10 protein-coding genes are annotated in these 22,144 nt (G+C 64.6%); 3 read left to right on the forward strand and 7 right to left on the reverse strand.

Annotated elements, in window-relative coordinates; genetic code table 11:
* Positions 1-273: 273 nt before the first annotated feature.
* Positions 274-1,695 carry a sigma 54-dependent Fis family transcriptional regulator gene (locus QHF84_RS27515; protein WP_281316412.1) on the reverse strand — a complete coding sequence of 474 codons (1,422 nt, stop codon included), beginning with the start codon at positions 1,693-1,695 and terminating at the stop codon, positions 274-276.
* 267 nt (positions 1,696-1,962) lie between these two features.
* Here QHF84_RS27515 and QHF84_RS27520 point away from each other — a divergent pair, with 267 nt between their 5' ends.
* Complete coding sequence (locus QHF84_RS27520; RefSeq protein ID WP_281316413.1) at positions 1,963-2,544, forward strand: hypothetical protein; 582 nt, start codon at positions 1,963-1,965, stop codon at positions 2,542-2,544.
* A 78-nt stretch (positions 2,545-2,622) separates the two neighbouring features.
* Entirely contained in the window at positions 2,623-3,252 is a 630-nt protein-coding gene (locus QHF84_RS27525; protein ID WP_281316414.1) for a DJ-1/PfpI family protein, read from the forward strand.
* A 756-nt stretch (positions 3,253-4,008) separates the two neighbouring features.
* On the opposite strand, the gene QHF84_RS27530 is transcribed toward QHF84_RS27525, so the two are convergent.
* The 3 genes from QHF84_RS27530 to QHF84_RS27540 all read right to left on the reverse strand — a co-directional run bounded on the left by QHF84_RS27530 (position 4,009) and on the right by QHF84_RS27540 (position 7,354).
* Positions 4,009-4,491 carry a hypothetical protein gene (locus tag QHF84_RS27530; protein ID WP_281316415.1) on the reverse strand — a complete coding sequence of 161 codons (483 nt, stop codon included), beginning with the start codon at positions 4,489-4,491 and terminating at the stop codon, positions 4,009-4,011.
* A 33-nt stretch (positions 4,492-4,524) separates the two neighbouring features.
* Positions 4,525-5,493, reverse strand: coding sequence for a hypothetical protein (locus QHF84_RS27535; protein WP_281316416.1), 969 nt, complete (start codon positions 5,491-5,493; stop codon positions 4,525-4,527).
* Positions 5,494-6,838: 1,345 nt separating this feature from the next.
* A complete protein-coding gene (locus QHF84_RS27540; protein WP_281316417.1) occupies positions 6,839-7,354 on the reverse strand; it encodes a hypothetical protein in 516 nt (171 codons plus the stop codon).
* A gap of 1,587 nt (positions 7,355-8,941) precedes the next feature.
* Here QHF84_RS27540 and QHF84_RS27545 point away from each other — a divergent pair.
* Positions 8,942-10,639, forward strand: a complete 1,698-nt coding sequence (locus tag QHF84_RS27545) for a recombinase family protein (protein ID WP_281316418.1) — start codon at positions 8,942-8,944, stop codon at positions 10,637-10,639.
* Positions 10,640-10,977: 338 nt separating this feature from the next.
* Here the strand turns inward: QHF84_RS27545 and QHF84_RS27550 are convergent, their stop codons facing one another.
* The 3 genes from QHF84_RS27550 to QHF84_RS27560 are packed head-to-tail and all read right to left on the reverse strand — an operon-like array spanning position 10,978 to position 21,910.
* The gene (locus QHF84_RS27550) at positions 10,978-12,195 is read right to left on the reverse strand and encodes a PD-(D/E)XK nuclease family protein (protein WP_281316419.1); all 1,218 of its coding nucleotides are present in this window, start codon (positions 12,193-12,195) and stop codon (positions 10,978-10,980) included.
* Positions 12,192-18,782 (reverse strand): DEAD/DEAH box helicase, encoded by a 6,591-nt coding sequence (locus QHF84_RS27555; protein ID WP_281316420.1) that lies wholly within the window; start codon positions 18,780-18,782, stop codon positions 12,192-12,194. The genes QHF84_RS27550 and QHF84_RS27555 overlap by 4 nt, the downstream gene beginning before the upstream one ends.
* The gene (locus tag QHF84_RS27560; RefSeq protein WP_281316421.1) at positions 18,782-21,910 is read right to left on the reverse strand and encodes a hypothetical protein; all 3,129 of its coding nucleotides are present in this window, start codon (positions 21,908-21,910) and stop codon (positions 18,782-18,784) included. Before QHF84_RS27560 ends, QHF84_RS27555 begins: the two co-directional genes overlap by 1 nt.
* Between the last annotated feature and the right edge of the window lie 234 nt (positions 21,911-22,144).

The raw sequence follows: 22,144 nt of genomic DNA on the forward strand, positions 1-22,144 counted from the left end.
GCATGGCAGGATACCGTACCTCTGGGCGACGGTAGAACAGATTGTGTCCCTAAAAACCGAGGTGCCTTGCCGTTCGCCCCCTGGCGAGCCACGTGGGACAGCGTCGAGGATCCGGAGCCTGCGCCCATGGCTCCGACGTTCAGCAGGATGCGTGCCAGTGTTTGGCTTGGCGGTGTTTCGAGGGAAAAACGCGCGGGAGCAGCGTAGGGATGGGGCGCGGCCTGGCCAAACCTGGCCAGACCCCGCTGGACGCATGGCCAAACCTGGCCAGGACTAACGCTTCTTCTTCGGGGTCTCGATCCCGAGCTCCTTCATCCGGCGCCTGAGGGTGCGCGGGTTTACCAGGAGCGCCTTCGCAGCATCGTCTCGGTTTCCGTTGGCCTGCTGGAGTGCATCCGCGATCTTCTGCGCCTCAACCTGCTCTAGCTCCGCCTTGAGGCCGCCAACGTCGGCACCCTTTGGGTCAGGCAGCGCCGCCTGCACGCGCGTTGGGAGGTCTTGCGGCCGGATCAGGGTAGGGGCCTTCCAAACCACGACCTCGTCAATGGCGCGCCTCAGCTCGCGTACATTCCTTGGCCAATCATAGGCGTGGAGGAGAAGCATGGCGTCAGAGGTGATGCCTTGTACGTTCTTGCCGTGGTCCTTGTTCGCGCGCGCAAGGAAGCGCTGGCACAGTGGCGAGATCTCGTCCCTCCGTTCGCGCAGAGGAGGGATAACCAAGGGTGTACCCAGGCGAGACAGGAGATCTTCACGGAAGCGTCCTTCTCTGACCATTGCTTCGAGGTCGCGATTCGTGGCTGCGACGATCCGCACATCGACCGTCACCTCGCGAGGGGAGCCCACGGGGGAGAAGCTTCGCGTCTCGAGCACCCGCAGGAGTGTCGCCTGCGCTTCATGCGACAGCTCCCCGATCTCGTCGAGGAACAAAGTCCCCCCATCAGCCGCTGGAAAGAAGCCGAGATGAGACTTTTCTGCGCCGGTAAACGAGCCTCTTTCATGCCCGAAAAATGTGCTCTGGATGAGAGAGGGGGGAATGCCGCCACAGTTGACAGTTACAAGTTGTTTGCGGTGTCGCGGTCCCCGGGCGTGGATTAGCTTGGCAAACTCCTCCTTGCCAGTTCCAGTTTCGCCATGGAGAAGCACAGTGAGCTGCGAATCGGCTATGCGGTCGATGGCATGCAGCAGAGCCTGCATCTTCGGGCTTGTGCCGAAGAATGGCGCATCGTCGTCTACCGGGGGGATGATCCCGGACCAGTGCGCTGCGGAGGCGAGCTTTTCCGCCTCTACGGCTACGCCGAATGCCGTGATCCGAGCGATGGTCTTGGCGTTCAGCATGACTTCGCCACTCAAAGCGATCGTGTCGCTGGTGATCCGACGGCCCCCAATGAAGGTGCCGTTCTTTGAGCCGAGGTCCTCGACGAGGACCTTGTTGTCAAGAAGCGTGAACCGAGCGTGTCTGCGCGATAGCTCAGGATCAGGAATGCACACGTCCGAGGGCAGGTCCCGGCCTACCACCACTGGTTTGCCGGCCAACAGGGGCTCGTTCTTGTCTCCGGTTTCGTGCGGGATCATCAGGTAGACGCCCTGCTGCATCGGCGGGGGCGCCGCGCTGCCCCTGGATACGTCCGCGGTGCGGGTCCGGTCCCCCGGCTCGTCGGGGTTGCTCAACAGATCATCAGGCTCCCTGGTGTGCATCGGTTCGGAACCCTACTCGAATCGCACGGATAGTGGGAGCCCCTAGCGCTTGACGCTGATTCGGACGAACCCCGGATCTCCTGACCCCACCGCCCCGTGTTGTGTCCTTTCCAAAACTACCGCCCCCAGGCGCCGACCCGCGAACTCCACGTGCCCGTGCGGGAGGGATGGCGACGTGCTCAACAGGGCGAGCACCGAGCCCTGACGCCTTGGCCGAGACCAGCTAAGGATCTTGTGGCGCCGCTCGAGTCGCGCGAGCATCGTCCCATGACCACTGTACGCGATGCAGGACAAGTCACGCGCCCGGTCCGGGAAGAAGCGTGTCCCGCCGCGTGGTTCGAGGCCTTCACAAACGGACTGCGGGCGGAGGAAGCCCTGCTGGCCATGCTTCTGCCACGTGTCGCACCGGAGATCTCCGTGGTTGCCGCCGCGGCGTTGGGGCTCCAGCGCGCGGCCCCCGCGGGCTCTCTCGAGCTCCGGCTCGAGGCGCCCACTGGCGACGGCCTGACGCGCGTCGACATGGTCGTTTGCCCCGCTGGAAGCGACAATCGCTGGGCGTTCGAGTGGAAGCTGCTCTGGCAACTCGGACCTCGCGAATGCGTGACTGGCATCCAGCGCGACCTCGTGAAACTGCAGGGACGACAACGAAGCGCTGTTATCGTGTTCGCGTATGCGGTCCATGAAGCGCCGGCTTATTGCCACGCTCGGATCACCAAGGAGTCCCTACAAACGACAACTGCAAAGGCCGCTGAGAAACTTGGCGAACCTTACCGGTGCTCCTCCGTGTTCACCATCGAACAGCTCGGGGTCCACGCCAAATACCAGGTCCTGGCATGGGTACCGAGATGACGAGGCAATGCTCCTTCCACGCCGGTCTGCTTCTCTTCCCCCACCTCACGCAGCTCGACCTCACGGGCCCCTTACGAGGTGCTCGCACGCCTACCGGACGCCGAGGTCCACCTCATCGCAAGGAGCGCGGCTCCGGTGAAGACCGAGCACGGCTTGACGATGCTTCCCACCGCCACATTCGCGGACGCGCCGCCGCTCGATCTCGTTTGCGTGCCGGGTGGGTTCGGCGTGAATGCATTGCTGGACGACGAAGAGACGCTCGCGTTCTTGCGCAGGATCGCAGCGCGTGCCCGGTACGTGACCTCCGTCTGCACGGGCGCGCTGGTGCTCGGTGCTGCGGGGCTCTTGCGCGGCAAGCGGGCGACCACGCACTGGGCGTCGCTCGAGTTCTTGCGCGCATTCGGCGCGGAGCCCGTCGCGGAGCGGGTGGTCGTGGACGGCGCGGTCATCACGGGAGCAGGCGTCACGGCTGGGATCGACTTGGCACTGCGTATCATCGCGGAGATCGCCGGGCCCCGCGTCGCCGAGCGGATCCAGCTCATGATCGAGTACGACCCCGATCCGCCCTTCAACGCCGGCTCCCCGCGCGTCGCCGAGCCCGCCCTCACGGCCGAGCTCCGGGCCGCGCTCGCTCCGCGCATGGAGGCGCGCGCCGAGGCCGTGCGACGCGCGGCCAAGCGTCTCGAAGGCCGAGGCCCGAACACGTGAACGCACCGTACGGGCGCGCCTCGGGGCACCACGCCAGGGCGTGCTCGGGCGATGGTAGGGATGGAGCTGGGGCGACGACGGCACCACGGCCGCGGTGGCCGGCGTCGCCACTGGCTCGATGGCGGGAGGTTCGACCGGCCGCGTGACGGGGATAGCAGGCTCCTCCGGCGCCGGCTGCGGGGCAGGGACCTGGACTTCCGCTGCAGGTCGAGCCGTTGCAGGTCGAGGCTGCTCCTCGCCACCCCAGATCGCCCGCCCGAGCTTCATCCCATCCCGCACTCCCCGCCGCGCCCTCTTCGCCGCATTCTCCGCCCTGCGCTCATTCAACTCGAACGCAAGCAGGAGCAGCTCCTTCTGCTTCTCGTGCATGGCGAGGTCGTGATCCAGGATCATCCGAACGAGGCTGGCCGTGTCCCCCCCGTTCGTCGGGCTCGCATGAAATGACTTCCTCGCGGGCGCCGCGAACGCGACTCGCTCCGAATACGCCTGCACCGATCCCGTCTGCGCGCACATCGCGACGAGTTGGTACATGCACTCTCCTCCGTACATTGCGAGGACCTGCTCCCAGCTTCGCAGCTCGGCGCCGAGCCACAGGCGCGGACAGCACTCGAGCGTGCCATCGGGCAGCCAGCGCTGTATGAGGATAAAATCGAAGCGTCGGCAATCCGGTCCGGTACCGATCGCCGCTCGAGGGAAAAGCGGGTGTCCGGGGGAATCTGCGCCGTTCGTCGGGTTCGCCGCCATGGTAGCGTGTCCTCAGTTCTTGCGGGATCGATCGTAGAAGTACATCGGGAACGGCTCCGTGCCTTCCGCCGGCGGCACGCGAACCATCTCGCCGTTCGACAACTCCACCCACGCTCCTCGTGTTTTCGGTGGTGGTTTTGGCTCGCAGACGGCAGGATCGTTGGGCAGCGGCGTCCGAATAGATCCCTCGGCAGGCGTTGGCGAAGTAGACTGTTGCTCCTGGGTGGATGGGTTGCTCCGCGCGGTCATCGCGGCAGCGATCCCCAGTGCAACGCCAAACAGAAGATCAGCGTCTGGATGGCCGACTCGGCGAAGCTGGGAGCTGGCATAGGCCATGGCGAGTGGCAATAACTGCGGCTTCTCTTTCGCTTCGGGGGTGTGGACGAGGTCCGTGATGCATGAGAAGAACGCACCCAGGGGGTCAGGTTGGAGGTGAAGTTGCCCGTAGAGCAGTCGGTCAATGGGGTGGGGAATTCCGGCAGATCCGTTCATCATCGTCATACCTCCCGGCTGGGGGTTGATTTTTAATCACTGTGGAACGAGCTTTTTCAGCTTGCCGATGAACTCATCGGTAGAAGACGAGCTTTCGGTAGCCTCCCCAATGAGGCGGACTAGCTCGGACGGCGAGATCACGGACCCCGCGGGATCATCCGCCGGGTTGGCCAGCGAAGCAGCCGGGGAAGGGGGCTGCGGCGGCTTCGCAACGGGAGCTGGGAACGGCGTGAACGGGGGCGATTGCGCGTTCGGGTGGCCGTAGAACGGCGAGACATGCTGCGGCACGGGCTGCACTGGAGTGGGCACAGGGTGCGGGTTGATCGGCGCGCCCTGGGCGACCGGGGCCGGCGAATACACGGGCTGCGCGACGGGCACCGCCGCCGGAGCCGGGGGCGGATGGGGGAACGGGTACGGATACGGGTATCCAGGGGGAGGCGGCGCAGGCGGGAAACCATTGCCTACCGACGGGACCTGCGGCGCGGCCACCGGGGGCGGCGACCATCCGGGCATCGGGGGCTGCATGGCCATCGCCTGCGCATACGCCCACGCCTCCCAGCCCGGGGGAATCGGATACGGATAGGGATACGGCATCGGGGGGACGAAAGGCGGGGGCGCCGGGGCCGGCTCCGGCTGGGTTTCAGGCGGCGGCGCTTGGGGAGCGGGCTGCGGCTGCGGCGCGGTCGCTGCTGCCGCGGGCGGCGTAGCCATCTTCGCCATCAGAAAGCTCTGGACGAGCCCCATGATGTCGAAGCCATCTTCGCCTGCATCCCCGCGCTCCGGCGCTGACCCACCCGCAACGCGGATCTCCTTGGCGATCTCGAGTCCACGTTCGAGACCACGATCATACTCGGGTCCCTTGTTCTTCGCGTTGAGTACCTCGCGAAACAGCTCCATGCTGAAGTCGTTCTTCGGCCGATCGACCGCGAGCTGGAGGAGCGAGGACTGAAAGCTCGCCGCGGCCGCAGCACTCGCCGCCTGCGCCTGCGCTTGGCTTTCGATCATGCTTTTCATCAGGATCAGAAACAGGCGACTGCGCCGGTTGCGGCGGGGGAGGAGGAGGCGGCGGAGGGGGCGGAGGCGGCGGCGCGTAGTAATAGGGGGGAGGGTGTCCCGGTGGAACACCCGGAATGGGGCCATGCCCCGCTTGCTGCGCCGGTTCCGTGGCGGGTCGCTTGCGTTCCTCGTGGTGGAACGGCTTCCGCGCCGGTCCCGCAAAGTACATCTTTTCGGAGTACGCCTGGAACCGATGCGTCTTCCCACAGAACGCGGTGAGCTGATAGGTGCACTCACCGCCGAACATATCGACGACCTGCTCCCAGCTCCGCAGGTCGGATCCTCGGAATGCCTTGGGGCAGCACTCCTTGATCCCGTCGTACCAGCGGGTGACCTGGATGATCTCGAAACGGCGAGGGTCCGGACCGGTCTCGGTCTCCGGACGAGGAAAGAGAGGGTGACCCCCTGGATCTGGCTCCTGCTCGGCAGACGAATCCTGCTCGAGCTCTCCGGGCTCGTTTTTGTTTTTCATGGGCCTCATTGAGTCATGAGATCGCCGAGGCCAATGCGCAAGCAGAAATCAACCGTTCGCTTTTCGGTCGCCCAGGCGCCTGGGCGCCTATCGATTCACGCACCAGCGAATAACAACGTGGATTTAGCCACTTGGCGCCCATGACCTTGCACAAAAGTCAGGAACTCCCTGACGCCTTCAAGATCGCGCCGCGGCAGAGCGATTGAGCTGTGACTTCGTGGAATGATCTCAGCGACGGGATCGCGATCTGCGTCGGGTGCTCGGGGTGGAGCCGGGAGGGGCGGTGGGCGTGGAGGGCGACTTCTTGGGCGGTGGCGGCGTGCGACGGATTGATGACGGCTTCGCCCTCGAGGACTGCTTTTTCGGGCTCTTGGCTGCGGTCTTGCTCATCGCTACGGTGCGGAAAGGCGGGAACCGATACGTCTTCCCCCAGAAAGCGACGAGCTGATAGGGGCAGTCACCGCCGAACAGCTCGATGATCTGCTCCCAGCTCCGCAGGTCGGATCCTCGGAATGCCTTGGCGATGTCGAGACGGCGAGGGTCCGGACCGGTTTCGGTCTCCGGACGGGAAAAGAGAGGGTGTCCCCCTGGATCCTGCTCGGCAGACGAATCCTGCTCGAGCCATCCGGGCTCGTTTTTGTTTTTCATGGGCCTCATTGAGGCATGAGAGCACCGAGGCCAATGCGCAAGCAGAAATCGACAGTTCGCCTTTCGGATCGCCCAGGCGCCTGGGCGCCTATCCATCCACGCGATAGTGAATTACGCCATAGATTCAGCGACTTGGCGATTGAGGCCTTGCGCCCAAAAGTCCGTGTAGTTGTCTCAGCGACGCGATCGCGGTCCGCGTCGGGTGCTCGGGATGGATCCGGGCGGGACGGTGGGCGTGGAGGTCGACTTCCGGGACTTCGGCGAGCTCGGCGGGGGTGCAATCGACGGAGCCTTGGGCGGTGGCGGCGAGCGACGGATTGATGACGGCTTCGCCTCCGGAGCCTGCTTCTTCGATAGCGGGCCCTTCGTGGTGGCGCTCTTCGGCGCCGTGGAGCCCCTCTTGCTCTTCGTTGCGGCGCCCTTCTTCGTCGCACCGCTCTTCTTCGTCGCCGGCTCGTTCTTCGGAGGTTGCGCTCGTCGAGTGGCCACGGCCTCGAGCACCTCCTCGAGCAACGCCGGGTCCGCGAGCAACCTTCGGATCGCCTCGGTGATCACGAAGCTGCGTATCCGCTCCTCGGGGACAGCCCCGAGGAACTGCTCGTATACCTCCGCTTCAAGCCACGCGGAGATCTTGACGACGAGGCGCCCATCCTTCCGCCACTTCGCCCGCTGCATGATCCATCGCTGCATGAGGACACCTCAGCCAAGAGTGTCCGCATTGTAAGGGGATGATCCGGATGGGGTCAAAGCCGTGACACCGTTGCAGTCATGCTGAACCGCGCATTGCTGCAGGTGGACAAACCCAAATCTGCGGGATAAGGCCGCTCGGAGCCGCTCGCAAGCCGCTCCGAGCCACCGGGTCGCCGGTCTCGCGAGCGGCTCGAGCCACCGGCTCGGGAGCGGCTCGTGCTTTGTCGTACTGATCGACGAGCTCGACGGTGGGTGAAGGCCCCCTTGCGGAGGCTCGGAGGGCGCTCGAGGCGGGCTCGACAGGGTTGCTGGGGTGGATCAAAGAAAGCCACCCCCTCTCGTCGTGCGAAAAGCGGATCGATTTGCGGACGATCTCCATCGGAGACCCTTTGAAACAAGAGGTGACCTCGCGGATTCTCCGCTCATGCTCGGCACTTTCGCGTCGACAGCGGGGGCACCCTGGCGCACGTCGGGCAAACTTTGGTGAAGTGGACCGCCGTGAAACGTGCCTCGATGGGCGTTCGGGACAACCAGCTCGCGCCGGTGGGCTCCGAAGAGCGTGCTCGACGTCGGACGCGAACGAAAAAGCGGTTGCGTGAGCGGGCATGAGCGGGTCCTGCCCCCTAGTTTTCAAGGGTCGAGTTTGGGGATCCTCTACGTAGCAAGCCCTTTCCGCATGGCTTCTGCCACCGCCAGGGCCCTGAGCGCCCTTCGGGCCGTGATGGAAATCCGCACTGCTTCGTCTCGATTTGAGGGACGGCGCGTTCACGTTCGCAGCGTCGCGGCTGCGCGCTGCTCGGCGCCCTTCAAATCCCGGCCAATTTCCCGCTCGTGCACCGCTCAGACACGCGTCCAGAGCCGTGAAACAGCCTTTTCAACACGCCACTTGTCACGACGAGCAAAAAAGCGGTTCTGCGAGCGGGCGTGAGCGGATCGAGGAGCGATGAAACAAGGGGGTTCGTGGACATCGACCTCGCCACCAGGTGAAAAGCGGTTCCATGAGCGGCTGTGAGCGGATCGAGGCCGCAGTCAACCAAGGGGGGACGTGCACGTTCCCGCATCGAACGCGGCACTTCGAGAACACCCACAAGCCATCGTTTTCATTCGCAAATTCTGCTAGCGCGCCCGTGTCCCATTGCTAGATTCATCAGAACGGCCAAGCAGGGCCCGGCGACCACGCGAGCGCGGTCGCCTCCTGCCAACCGGATGACCCATGCACGCGGCGCCCCGCCACCGCGGAGCGCCGGGGAGGTCTTTCCATGAGCACGTCGATCGTCCCCCCATCGATGCCCCCCACGAGCAGACCGCTCTCCTCATCAGGCCGACTCCGTCCTTCGGCCCGTCCATCGAACTCGGCAAGGCCGCCGTCGTCGCGTCGCCTTCCAACATCGCGACCGGCCCAGCCATCCCGAACCTGGCGTGGTGGAGCCCGAGGACCGGCCAGCAAGCGCGCCCCGATGCGGAAAGCCAGGCAGCCGGCCCCCGCCGAAAACCAGCGCGATGTCCGCCTCCTGTGGGGCCCTGACGTCTTCGAGGCGCTCGTCGCCTCGTGGTCGCGGATCTCCTGCGCTACCCTCCGTCCAAGCCATGAAGCTCCGAGCCGCCCTCTACGCCCGCCGCTCGACCGACGAGCACCAGGTCGAGAGCCTCGACACTCAGCTCGACAACGGGCGGCGGTTCGCCCTTTCCAAGCACCTCAAGCTCGACCCGCTGCACGAGTACACCGACACGGCGAGCCGAGCGGAGTTCGCCCCACGGCGGCGGCCCGGTTTCGCCGCGCTCCGCGATGCAGCCATTGATGGGCAATTCGACGTCATCATCGTGCGCGACGATTCGCGGCTCGGCGGCGATATGCTGCGGGTCGCGACGTTTGCGCAGGAAATGACCGATGCCGGCGTGAAGATCGTCTTTTACGCGACCGGCGAGGAAATGGTGCTCGACAACGAGACCACGCGACTCATGGCCGTGATGCGTGGTTTCGCGTCGGAGAGCGAGCGCCGAAAGATCGCGAGTCGCACGCGGGAGAGCGCAGAGCGAAAGGCACGCCGCGGGCTCGTCGCGGGCGGCATCGTGTACGGGTATCGAAACGTGCCGGCCCCGGATGGGGCTGGGCGGGTACGCGAGATCGACGAGAAACAGGCTGCCGTCGTGCGCGAGGTATTCGAGCGGTACGCGGCCGGCGAGGGGCTACGGACGATCGGGAAGGCGCTCACGGAGCGCGGGATCGCGTCGCCGAGGGCAGGGAAGCGCGGGATCGGCGCGTGGGTGCCGAGCGCGCTGCACGCGATCCTCCGCAGACCGCTCTACATCGGGCGGATGGAGTGGGGGCACGTCCACAAGACCTACAAGTCGGGCACGCGGATGCGCACGACGAAGCACGGGCACGAGGTCGTCGTGGTGGACGCGCCGCATCTGCGGATCGTTTCGGATGAACTCTGGCAGGCGGTGCAAGCTCGCGTGCGTGCGCAGGACGCGCCGGAGAAGAAGGGCGGGCGACCGGCGACGTACCTCCTCTCAGGGGTGCTCCGTTGCGGCGAGTGCGGCGGGCCGCTGACGGTGATCAACGGGAAGCAGAGCTACGACGCCATCAAGGTGTACACGTGTTGCCGGCGTCGGGACCGTGGCGGCACGGTGTGCCCTTCGACGCTTCGACACGAGATCTGCGAAGTAGATGGCGCGGTGCGCGACTGGGTCCGCCGCATGGTACTCACCGAGGAGTACGTGGCAGCCATCATCGCGGAGGCCCGATGCCGCGTAGCCGAGCGCGCCTCGACCCACGAGCACGAGATCGAGCAGCTCGAGCGCCACGCGAAGAAGCTCCGCGCCGAGGTCGACAAGTTCGCCGAGCTCGCCCTCGAAGCTCCGGCGGATGCGCGCGCCGTCTTCTTCGCCAAGGTCGGGGAGCGGCAGAAGGAACTCACGGCCGTGGAGACCCGGTTACGGACGGCCAAGACCGTCCCGGCTGCCATGGACCTCGAGCTCCGGCGCCTGGAGAGAGATGCTCGCCAGCGCCTCGACGAGGCCAGATCCATCATCGAACGCGAGCCCTTCGAGGCCCGCGCCTTCATGCGTGCGCTCTTCCCGACAGGCATCCGCGCCACGCCCCTGACCCGGCCGGACGGTCGGGGCGTGCTGCTGGATGGGGTTGCCGCGACCGGACGGGCCTTCGGCATCAAGGTTGGCAACTCGGCGTCCCCAGGGGGACACGGACGGTACTCCACCAGGGAAAGGGCTGGGGGGACTGGGTTTCGGATGCCGGTGCCGTTGGTGGTCGAGGCGGCTTGAGTGGGTGCAGCTCAGGCTCGGTCACCCCAGTTCGACACACCGCCTTCCCCGGCCAGGCGCCCCCTGCCGAGCGCGCACGATGCGAGCCACGATGCCCGATCTTCGCGCCTAACTCGCCCGCCATGAGCGACGCTGCTCGCTCATGAGCGCCGCGCCGTGTGCCGTGTAGGGTGACCGCGGATGCTTCAGGTTGAACGTCGATCGGGCTGTTCGAGCTAGTCGTCCGGCCTCCGAACCTTCCGCGCCGCGGAAAGACTTTCGCTACCGCTTCGCATCGGCCTCCTCGCAGCTTCGCGCCTTCTGGGTGTCTTTGGAAGCGGATGAGCCTCAGTTTGCATTCACCCCCGAAAGACTTGAAGCCCGCGAGCACGAGTCAGGCGCCTGCCACCATCCGGCGGATGCTCGTGGAAGTTCAACGGATGCGTCACCCGGCCGTGAGCTTTTCGGTCTTCCGTTCGCTGCAAATCGAAAAAATGCACGGTTTCACTCGGAGTCACTGCCGCCATGCCACGCGATTCGCTCAAGCCATCGACGATGGCGAGCCGGCCGCTCGCATCGCGCAGTTCCACCCTATGGCCGTTGGGCCCATCAGTGACGGACTCGACCGAGCCCCACACGTCAAGTGGTGGTTCGTCGCCCGGCGGTTGAGGACGCGTCCAGGCCGTGGGAGCCCATTCTGAATAGCGCGGACATGACGGCCGAAGCCGGCATTCACGGCACTGACGCCCCGGCTCGGCAAGGCCCTGGGCCGGAAGGGACTGGGCCCTCGGCAGTGCCGCCGTCACAGTCTCGAGCAGCACGCGCGTCTCACGGCGGGCAGTGTCATTCCAGGGAACTCGATGCCGCTCGTCCCCTTCGAGGAAAAGGCGTACAGCCTTGGAACCGATCTCCTCGACGACTATCGCGTAGAGCCGAACCTGCAGCGTCGCGTCGGGCAGCAGCTGTCCGTCATCGTCTTGTAGTTTCCCGGATTTGAAGTCCACGATGTCTAGAGTACCGGGGGTCGTCTCCTCAATGCGGTCGCTGCGTCCACGAAGTCGCAGCGATGGCGCAACCAACCAGGCTTCGTCCCCGGTCTCGACACGACCGGGTTCATCTGCCCCCCCATCGGCAGGACGTTCCAGAAGACCTCCAAGCCGGAGCGAGGGCCTTCCCATGCCGTGAAGCGTCATCCGGGATGCCCACCGCTGGAGCCGCGACGCCCGAATGTCCCATTCTCGTCGGCCGATGGCCTGTCGCAACGGTGCAAACGCCCGAGTCCTCACGTCTCGGAGGAGTTGGGCATCGACCTGCTGCGTGGCCTCATGGAGAAGAAGATCTACGGCCGCTTCCCTCTCCAGCTTCTCGTCCCAGCGGCCCTCACTGAGTTCTCGCCGCACATGGTGTACGATTGTTCCGAGGATAGCCAACGGCACTGGCGGCAACAAAGCGGCCGCGTTGCTCTCCCCAAGGACCGACAGCTTACACCTGAGTAGCGCACCGAACCGAGAAGGCGAGAAAAACGAGGGAATTACCACTCGCTCCAGCGGAGGTGGGAGGCGAGGCGGCAGCGTCATTGCTTCCTGGCCTCGGCGAGGATCTTCTCTCGGACCAACACCTGGCGGCGCAAGAGATTGAAGCTGTCCCAGCAAAGTGGTTGGCCCCCATCCTTCTTCGCCTTCTCGTAAGCCTGCTCCAGGATGGTTCCCTGTGGTGGACCGTTCTCCGGGCTCCAGTCCCAGAGTGGGTGTCGAACGAGCACCCACGGAGTGAGCCGCCCCTTCGCCATCCTCATCCGGAACGCAGCCACGTTCTCGATGATTCGGGACTCACCCTCGAATCGGCTAGCCATCTGCTCGGCCAGCGTCGCGGCAAGCGCCGGCCACCGCTGCAACTCCACGTAGGCGTCGAACTTGCCACCCGTCAAACCTGCCCGGTAATCCGGATCTACCATGGACCTGATGAACGCCAATCCCAGTTGCCAGTCGAGGAGGCCGTGGAAAGGCTGGTTGCCGTAGCGCCGGAGGCAACGGTAGCAGGATGAGTCGCACGTGTGCTGCGCATCGAGGAACTGCTTCAACGGATATTCCTTCGGGTCCTCAAGAATCGAACGGATGAGTTTCGCGATGCGGGGGTGACCTCCTTCCTGCTGGACGAGCCAGTCGCAGTAGCCTGCGCCGTTGACGAGATGATCCGTAATCTGAAGGAGTGGGCGCTGGTCTTCTTTCATGTACCGGCGCGGCTCCAGGACATCGAATTCCTCGGGGTCGATGTCCAGCTCGAACGCGGCACGGCTGGCCAGGATGAAGCTGGCCGATATTGCTGCAGCACGCACTCCCAACCAGTACGTCACCTCATCGGGGGCGACCCCTTCATCGAGCTGCGAGTACAGATTACCGAGTGCCATCCCATCCGGTGTGCCATGTGACGCTAGGTATAGTGAGTCCGTGGTCTTCGGCGCGGCCAGCCAGATCTTTCGCTCCTCCGATTGCGCGTCGAATCCCTTGACTTTCTGATCCAGGCCCCCGTCCGTGCAAATGACCTGGTGCTCGAGGGTGGGTCCCGGTGTCGTGTCCACGCCGTCTCTCACTGCGAAATACCGCCCCGCGGATTCGTGAGGCGACCCGCGGTTGAGCCGGAACGTGCGGCCATTCGCGTGGCCGAATGCGAGGAGCCATCCGCCTCCGGGGCCAAAGCCCTGCGCCTTCTCGAATTGGATTCGGGCGGCTTCGGCTTGAATGGACCGATGGCGGATGCCGCTCGCGCCCTCCTCTTCCGTCGATCGTGCAAACGCGGGAAGGTTGGTTCGGAACGCGTTCGGGACGCAGCAGGGCCGAGTCGCGCTGAGGTCTAGAGCGGCTCCACACTCACACTTGGTGGGCCCCTTCTGGAGGTCGGTCCATGCCTGGCACACCTTGCATTGCACCAGTTCGAATTCCTGGCCGAATGCCGACCTCTGCAGGGGCAGAACGACATCCCCCCCTTTGCGAGGACGAGGTGGAGCGAGGTTGGGCGTGAAGCCGACCGCGAGGTGCTCGCGCTTGTCGATGACGACTGTTGAGCCGGGAGCGAACTCGTAGATGGCGAGATCCAGATCACGGTCCACGGTACTCCACTCTCGCTGGCCGCCGCTGCGCCGCAGCCCCATGTAGAGCTCGCGGACGCGGGTTGGCATACCGTACATCGGCAGCAGGCCATACTCGGCGAGCACATGTCCAAGCCCGCTCTGTTGCACCCGCTCGACGGCATCCCTCATCTTGTTCATGAGGTTGGATACGTCCGTCGAAAAGGACAGCTCGCTGCCTTCCGAGATCAATCGAGCAAGGTCGTTCGCGTAATTCAGTTCCGCGGTGAGGGCTCGCTGCGTGCGATCCTGCCAGACAGGCTGCTGGAAGAGAACCGTCGGTAGGTACTCGCCATGAATGTCGGGTAGGCTCATGAGGTCGGCCGGGAAGGGCAACCCCGATACTCGCTCCTCCTGTCGCAGGCGCCGAAAGGCTCGGCACAGCCAGCCCTTGTGCACCAAGCGCTGACCGATGTCGTTCATGCGCTTCGTGAGGAAGGGTGTCGGCGGGATGTCGCCCGTCATCGCTTTCGGCTCGCGGAAGTAGAAAACGTCGTGGCTCTTCGTACGGCATATCGTCAGCGCCATCGAAAAAGCCTGACCACGACGTCCCGCACGGCCGACACGCTGCTGATAGTTGAAGCGCTGCGGAGGCATGTTCGCCTGGAGGACGACCTGCAATGGACCGATGTCGATGCCCACCTCCATCGTCGTCGTCACGGCGAGTAGATCGATCTCGCTCTTGCGTGCGAAGAGCAGATCCTGCTCCGCGAGCACGAGGTCACCCGCATCGTTCGCGTCGGCGCGTACACCCTTGAGTTCTTCCAATCGGGGGACGAAGATGCCTCGGAACTTCCGCTGGCGCTCCGCGGGCGCCTCTGTCTGACCGGTGAGCTCCTCGCAATGGAGACGGAAGGCGCCGTGACCCTTCCCCTCGGCCGAGGCCTCTGCCCGATGGATTCGACGCGCAAGGAAGCTACGTACGTGTAGCCGACGGACGTCCTCCTTCGGCAGCTCGGTCCAGTCGAGCTTCGAGAAGCAGCGCGTACAGACGCGAGCCCCCTCATGGAGGTGGACGCGAGAGCACTGTTTGCAGCGTACGAACTTGGCGTCGTCGGCAACGAGCTGGATGCGGACCGCTGCCATGCGAATGATCCCATCCCGATGCCCGGCATCGGCCAGCGCTTCCAGCGCCGCCTTCAGCTCGGCCTCCCATTCGTCCGACCAGACCGCCCGGGCAAACGCCTCCACGCGTTTGTTTACCTGTGAGGCCTCCGTCCACCCGTCCGGCATCTGATCCTTGCCGGCTTCGTCCTTCCTCGCGTAAGGGCTCGGCCAGTACCGATAGGCGTCGGACATGACCCGAATGAGGGCACTCAGCTCCTCCGCTCGTCGACGCCTCTGCTCTCCGGTGCCCGGGAGCTTTGCGTGAGGTACGGTCACGTACCCCAGGCCGGATTCCTCCAGCGAGAAGTACGTTTTACTGAAGATGACATCCGTCATCACACGGTGTACTTCACGGACCAGATGGGTGCGGGCGTTGCCCAGCGCAATCTCTTCGTCGGGCTCGTCGGACGTCGCCCATGAGAGTCCATCCGTCGCTGCATCCAAGGTCAGGAGCCGGTTCCACGGGAAGCGCAGGAGATCTGCACCACCTCCCTGTCCAGCCGGACGGTCGAGGCCCACGTCATCGTACGGGTGAACTCCACAGCGCGCCATCGCCCCGATCAGCGCGGGAACAATCGATTCGGACGTCAGGCTGCCGCTCTCCACGATGCCGAGGACCTCGGAGAGCATCGCGCTCGGTTCGTTCAGGCTCGCAAGCCTGCTCCGCTTCGCGCCGAGCTCTTTCTGCAGCACCGGTTTGACGGTGGCCGGAGCCGTGGTCAGCGCCTGCTCGAGGTCGCTGCACTCCTTCTGGAGGGCGAGCATCTCGCCCACGCCGCTCGCGATGTGGTGCCGCAACGTTGTTACAAGAAGCTCGCGGCGGATGTCTTGGTGGTGATTCTTTTCAACGAAGAGAGCCGCTCTTGCTGCGTCCTGACGGCTGTCGGAAAAAGACACCAGCTTGGGCGGCTCCGCCGGGTTCGAGATCCGTTGCGCATCGAACAGCTCCGTCGCCAGCAGCTGCGTCGTCTTGGCGAAACCTGCGCGGAAGTTCCGCAGAGGGGACAAGCGGAAGCGCTTGTCGCGTCGGCCGGAGTAAGACGTGTGGCAGCTCGGGCAAGCATAGGGGACGTTCGTCCCCGGAGCGTCCCACGTTCGATGATGACCGGCGCCTCCGGCAGTCTTGTCGTAATACCAGCCTTTGAGGTGCCGCGCGGCGTCGAACTCCGATACCCTGTCGGGCTTGAGAATTCCCCCAGTCTCGCGCTCAAGAACTCCGTGCCGCCATTGGCCCTTCTTCTCGTCGGCGTCCACGAGGGATTCGGCCTGCAGAGCCCACGGTCCCGGCCAGAAGAGCACGTACTGTTCCCACGACAGGTCTTCGAAACGCTGAGACGCGGCCGCGTCTGGCAGTCCCTCGAGCTGCGGTTCCTGGGGAAGGAGTTCCGCCAGGTAGTTGCTGCGAGCAGGCACGTCGGCCCGCATTCCACCGAAGAACAGCTCGCCGCAGCACTCGCAATAGACGAGCTCGAAGAGCCGATGTTCCTCGTTGCCCTGAGGCCCCTCGATGGTGATGCGCTGGGCCTGTTCGATGGTGAGTCGACCGACCTCTGCGCCGCGCGAAGATGTCGTCTTTGGCGAGCCCAATGACGCGTGAGCCGGGGCGTAAAGGCCTTCGATGCTCCGAAAGAAGGTGTGAACGCGGAAGGATGGAAGATCGAGGGGCTCGATGTATTCGGCCAACCTCAGCCCGTCCCCTGTTCCGCGAATGAATAGAAGCCCACGGATTGCCTCGAGGTGCTCGGCATCGCTGGCGCCGAAAAGCTTTGTGGCCAGGTCGCTCAACGGTTGCGCACGCGAGCGATTCTCTCCCCGCTCCCAGCAGGCCCAAAGCAGCAGATGCGTTGCCTCCTCGATTGCCGCACCAATGGTACGATATAAATGCCTGTCCGGGCCTGCAACGATGCCCAGCGCTGCGCCGACGCGTGACCATGCCTCCTCGAGCACCTCGACCCCCTCGGGCTTCTTCGCGAAGAGGGGCTGCGCCAGCGGAACATCGGGATCGTGCCACGTCTGGTCGCGGTGCACGTGGAGCAGATTCCGAAACGGCGCCGGGTCGAGTGGTACAGTCTCGGGGGTCGTGGTCGGATGGTGTTTGCCCTTCTTCTCCTCGCCGGTCACGATGGCTCGAAGCCAGAGCTTCTTCGAGTCCTCCACGCTTCGGGGCTCCGGAGGCAATCCGAACGGACCGAACATGTCCCACAAATATTGGGCGCTCCTCTCGGCCTCCTCGAGGGGGGACGCGGGTAACGAGGCACTCGACGCCAGAATACGGACCTTGCTTCGCTGCTTCGCGCTCTGCGTCAGTCCCAGCCGCTCGAGGAGCATGCGCAGGAGGAAGGCGACCTCGGTGCCAGCAGACCCTCGTTGCAGGTGAAGCTCGTCGAGCACGAGAAAAAAGTACGCGTCGTCTCGCTGGAGCCACGTTCGCGTCTTCTCGAAGATGGGCTCTTCGACCTCTCGGTTGAGCATGGCGCTCAACATGCTGACGTTGGTGATGAGAATGTCCGGAGGGTCTTGCTGCATGTCCCACCGATTCGTCATCTCCCCACCGTCTACCGACGGGAACATGAACGGCGAGTCGTCCATCGCAGTAGAAGATGGAGCCTCCGTTGCGTCCTTGTCCTTCAGCTCGAGCTTCTCGAGCCGCTCGCGGCTCGTAGGATCGGGAGCGCCGAAGCGCTTCCGGTAGTCCTCGAGGAGGCCGGGCAGCGCTCGCTTTCCCACCTCGGGCCGCTCTGCATAATCGAGGAAAGTCGCTGCGTCGGGCGGGCCCCCCTGCTCGACCTCGTGACTTCGCAGAAGGGCCTCGAGACTGGCCTGGGCCTTCTTGTCGAGCGAATGGAGTCGTGCCTGAATCTGCCCGCGCTCCAGTCCCACCATGTGCTCGAAGAGTTGCTCCAGGCGGCGCCCGCGGCGCTCCTTCTCATCATCCCATACGTCCGCGTAGGCGACGTAGCCGTTGTCGTCCGCCAGCTTGTGACCCGGAACATGGATGGTGCCCAGCTGCTCGGCTGCCTTTTTGCCCGCGCTCAGGAAGGCATCGAGGCCGCGCGGCGAGACTTCGGAGCCCGGGTGTCCAGTGACTTCGGTGGCTCCGATGTAACGACCGAAGAAGATGCGGTTGTCGTTGAAATGGATCCCCATTGCCTCGCGGGCTTCGCGGGAATCGAGGGCCTTCCGGAGCCGAACGAGCTGATCCTCGACCAGGGCGTTCATCGGATAGAGCACGAGAGCCCGCACGGCAGCGGGGCGTTGCTCTCCTTGGCGGTGCCTCTCGAAAGCAGTCTGCAAGGGTGCCTTCGCATTCGGGCGCTTGTCCTTTGGGAGCTTCAGGCATCGACGCCCGTTCTTCTCCTCGAAGTACGGCTGGCGCGTACTCGGATCATGCCACCAGTGGCGCTTCAGGTAGCCGTCCTGGGGCGCCGGCCAGCCGACCGCCTCTCTGGCGAGCTGCGCGAGAAGCGGCAGCATGAATGACTCGGTCTTGCCCGAGCCCGTGCCGGAGGTTACGATCCCAGGTGTTCCGGGCTGCACGCCCTTGGCGAGCATCTCGACCTGGTGGCTGTAAGGCGAAAACTTCGCCCGTCGCCTCAGTGGCAGATCCCCACCATTCCTCGGTTTGGAAGGGAAGAGCCCTGAGAGGGCCAAATCGACGAAGGCCCGGCGCGCAGGCTCGCCGAAGCCGGCCAGCGGTCCGTTGTTCGAACCATCCGTATAAATCGCGTCGAACGTCAGCTCTGCCCCTCCTACACGGCGCGGCTCGTACCGGGGCACAGGCTCGATGAGCGGCTCGGTGCAGAACGTACCAGGTCGACGCAACAACTGGCGCCGTTCCTCGGCCACGCTCTCGTCCCCAATTCGAAACGCCGTGTCCAGGTAGCTGATGTAGAACTCTCGGATGCGCTCGAAGTTACCAATGGGATCCTGCATCAGTCCACCTTCCTCCGGGTCCACGACGCGGGCACCGCTCGTGCCACGAGGGGGATGAGTCTCTTTCCAAATGGATATTGATATGCGGTGATCTGCAGATCGCTCCCGCCGCCCTCGACCCGAGGGCCAGGGACCCCGCCCACGACCGTACAGAGGCGGGCCAAGGGTAACGGGAGGTGCATCAGCGAATTGGGGGGGGTGCGAAGGACTCCTTCCGCGTCGAGAACGAACGGCGCGCGTCCGCGCCTCTCCGCGGCATCGAGGAGTGCCCACGCGCGCGAGTGGCTCCAGCCGCACGCCGCCCCGTCTTGCACGACGACATAAACCGGGGCTCGCCTTTCGTGCTTGCGTAGCTCGATGCTCACGTCTCCGGGGTCCTCCGGGGTCCGCAAGAATGCGCCTGCTTTCCAGCACCAGGTCGCTTCCCTCTCGTACATCTCCGGGGGTGGGGATGCCGAGAGCCGATCACGCATGGCGAAATGTTCCGGGTCGAGCGAGGTGTCGGGCCAGTCCAAGAATTCGGGTGGAGCGAATGCCTGTGCACCAGAGACCGCTTCGAGCGGCTCCAGGCCACCGTCGCTCGCCTCGAGCTGAAGGACGGGGGGCTGAAAGGAGTTGGGCGGATTCCTGAAACGAACCTCCACGTGCAGTCGCTTCGCTTCGCTGGCCAGCAGTTCCGCGTTCGTGGGAGGAAGTAATCCCATCACGGTTGCACGGTAGCGATGGCCGATCCGATAGACGACGAGCCGTGGCTTGCGAACCACCACCAGCGTTTGCCGGCCATCCGTGCGGAGCAGTAGGTCTACGGCTCCCGCCTCCGCGAGTGCCCGAACCAAATGGAACCGAAGCGAATGCTGCTCGCCCGTTCCCGTGAGCCTAGCCAGATGCTCATGAATTTCTCGCAGGGGCACGCCGCTGCGGTGCTGCGCGATCACGGACAGGGCGTCCACCAGGACCCTGCTCGTTTCCGAGTAGTTCCCTGCCTCGCGCTCATCGTCATCGATGACGCTGTCCAAATTCGTGGACTCGCACGTGCGCCCTGTTCCTGCCCCCTTCGTTCGTATGGCGGCGAGAACATAGGCCGAGTGGATCGCCTGCGCTTCAGGGCTTGCCGAGAGCGGCACGTAATCGACTCCCTTGCGTACGAACGTAGCGCGCCCTCCGGAGAAGGCGTGTTTCCAGTGGCGTCGGTCCTTGGAAGTCGGTGCAGTGCCGCCGTCCGGAAGCACGGGCTGGGTCACGTCACCGACGAAAACGACGGCGCTGGGAGCTTTCTTGGGGCCAACCGCCAGCCATTGGAAACCCTGGCGCGGCACGAGCGACATCTCCCCTACACCGGGTCCCAGCCAGCGCGCCGACGCATCGAAAAATAGCATGTCCATGGCGCGGGAGCGTTCCGTGGTCGTGATGCCGAGTGGAATCTCGTCGAGCGGCCCCCGGATCTCTTGCAGTCGACGCGAGGTCGTCTCGAGCCAAAAGTGCCCGCTCGGAAGCCCCCTATAACCGATTCCGATGCTCCATCGTGCGAGCGGGGCGATCGTTTCGCCTCGCCGCTCGAGCGAGTGGCTGTCTATGCGTATGCGCCACGTCGCGGCCACGAGCATTTCGTCCAGCGCCCCGAGCTCTTGACTCTCCGGTATGAGCCACTCGCGGACACTCTCCTCACCGACGGCAGCGCGCACGCACGCTACCCATGTATCGCCGACGCGTAGCTCGACCTTCTCGGCCTCCGGAGCGCGAATGCATGGCATGTATCCCGGCACCAGATAAAACGCGCCCGTCGAGGTGCGGAGACCCCCAACCAAAACAGGTCTCTGTGGCTCGGTTGTGGGGAGGAGCGACGTGACCCCCTCCAGGCCTTCGGGGAGCGTGTCGAGCTGATGCAGCTGGCACGGGGCAACTTCCTTCCAGCCGTCGAGCGCAGATTCGCGCGGTTTCCCCCCGAACGCCCGGACGAATGCGTCGACCCGATCCTCACGGACGAGAGCCAGAACGCACCCCGCCACCTCCTCCCCCTGCGCGAGACGATATTCGCCCGTCGCGACCTCGAGGAGTGGCACCACGCCCTGCCCGTAGGCTCGTCGTGACGCACCGGTCAAGAGCGACTCGAATGCTGACCGCCGAAAGTCAGCGCACTCGGGCTCGAGCCGGTGACGAAGCGGAGGCACCGCGAAGTCGAGAGGCTCGCGCCGAAAGCCGATCTTGGTGGGGTACTCTTCGGTGCAAGCAACATAGGGCTCGAGCAACTCGTCTTGATCGAAGCCCGCCATGAGTATCGCGCGGCCCACCCCTTCCAGCTTGGTCCCGGGTTCCGGCCGCGGTGAGAGGACCTCTTGGCGGACGGCGCGCCAGAACGCGCTGTCCCGTGGATCGCGGCCATTCTTCAGGAACTGGTCGACGAACGTGCTCAGCTCTTGCTGGAAGTCCGTACCGAAGTCCGACTTCGCGCGAAGCAAGACCTCGATGACAAGGCTGATGGGGGGCTCGCTCCCCAGGAGGTCCGTCCGAGCGAGAAGCGCCCTCATCCGTTGACGGTCGCGGAGATTGGGAAACGCCAGATAGAAGGACCGTCCGATGTTCGTGCGATACTCGTCTCTAGGCGGGAGGCGTAACTCCCTATACTTCGTGCAATGGTACCGCGTCCACTCTGCCAGGTCCTTCCAGACATCATCCAAGCTGCCAGATTCGGATTTCGACAGATTGACAGGGACTCCCAGAACCAGGGCCATCCGGGCCGAGAAGTTCCCCTCATGCACGGGGTAGCCGGACGCAACGAGGCATGTGAGCCAGAGGCAGCCGAAGAAGTAGGGGTCTTCGTAGCTGCTAACACTCCAGTATTCTGCGTATCGGCGACTGCGCAGGCGGTACTTCAGGCAGTACGTCGCGAAATTCGAGCTCTCTTTCTGTAGCTCTTCGACGATCGAGCTCGAGAAAGCGCTCAGCACATTATGAGCTTGCGCAGGGCGCTCCCCGACGATGACGCAAAGGTCTTCCAACGAGGCAGGAATGTATTCGACCGGCTCTGAACTCCGATGCCGGCTGAACGTGTACTCGAACAGCCACTCGTTCCATGTGCTGTACGAGGCGCTTCTCCAGGACCGGCTGTGCTCGATGACGGTGATATCCATGAGGCTGCTTCGGGGGATGGCGGTGCGGCTCCGGTTAAGCGCTACGAGCCACACGCACCGCCGAGAGAGACAGACACGGTGCGGTCGGCGAGTTGATCGTCGGTACGGATTGCCGCTTCGCTCCGAGGGTCGTACTACCCATCGCACGAGACGATGCCAGACATGGGCAACGTCTGTCTAGAACCGAACAACGACCGTCAGCGAGCCACACCTCAAGGTCGCATCCCGAGGAGC

Origin of the sequence: Polyangium sp. y55x31 (assembly GCF_029946505.1) — a bacterium.
Classification (GTDB): Bacteria; Myxococcota_A; Polyangia; order Polyangiales; family Polyangiaceae; genus Polyangium.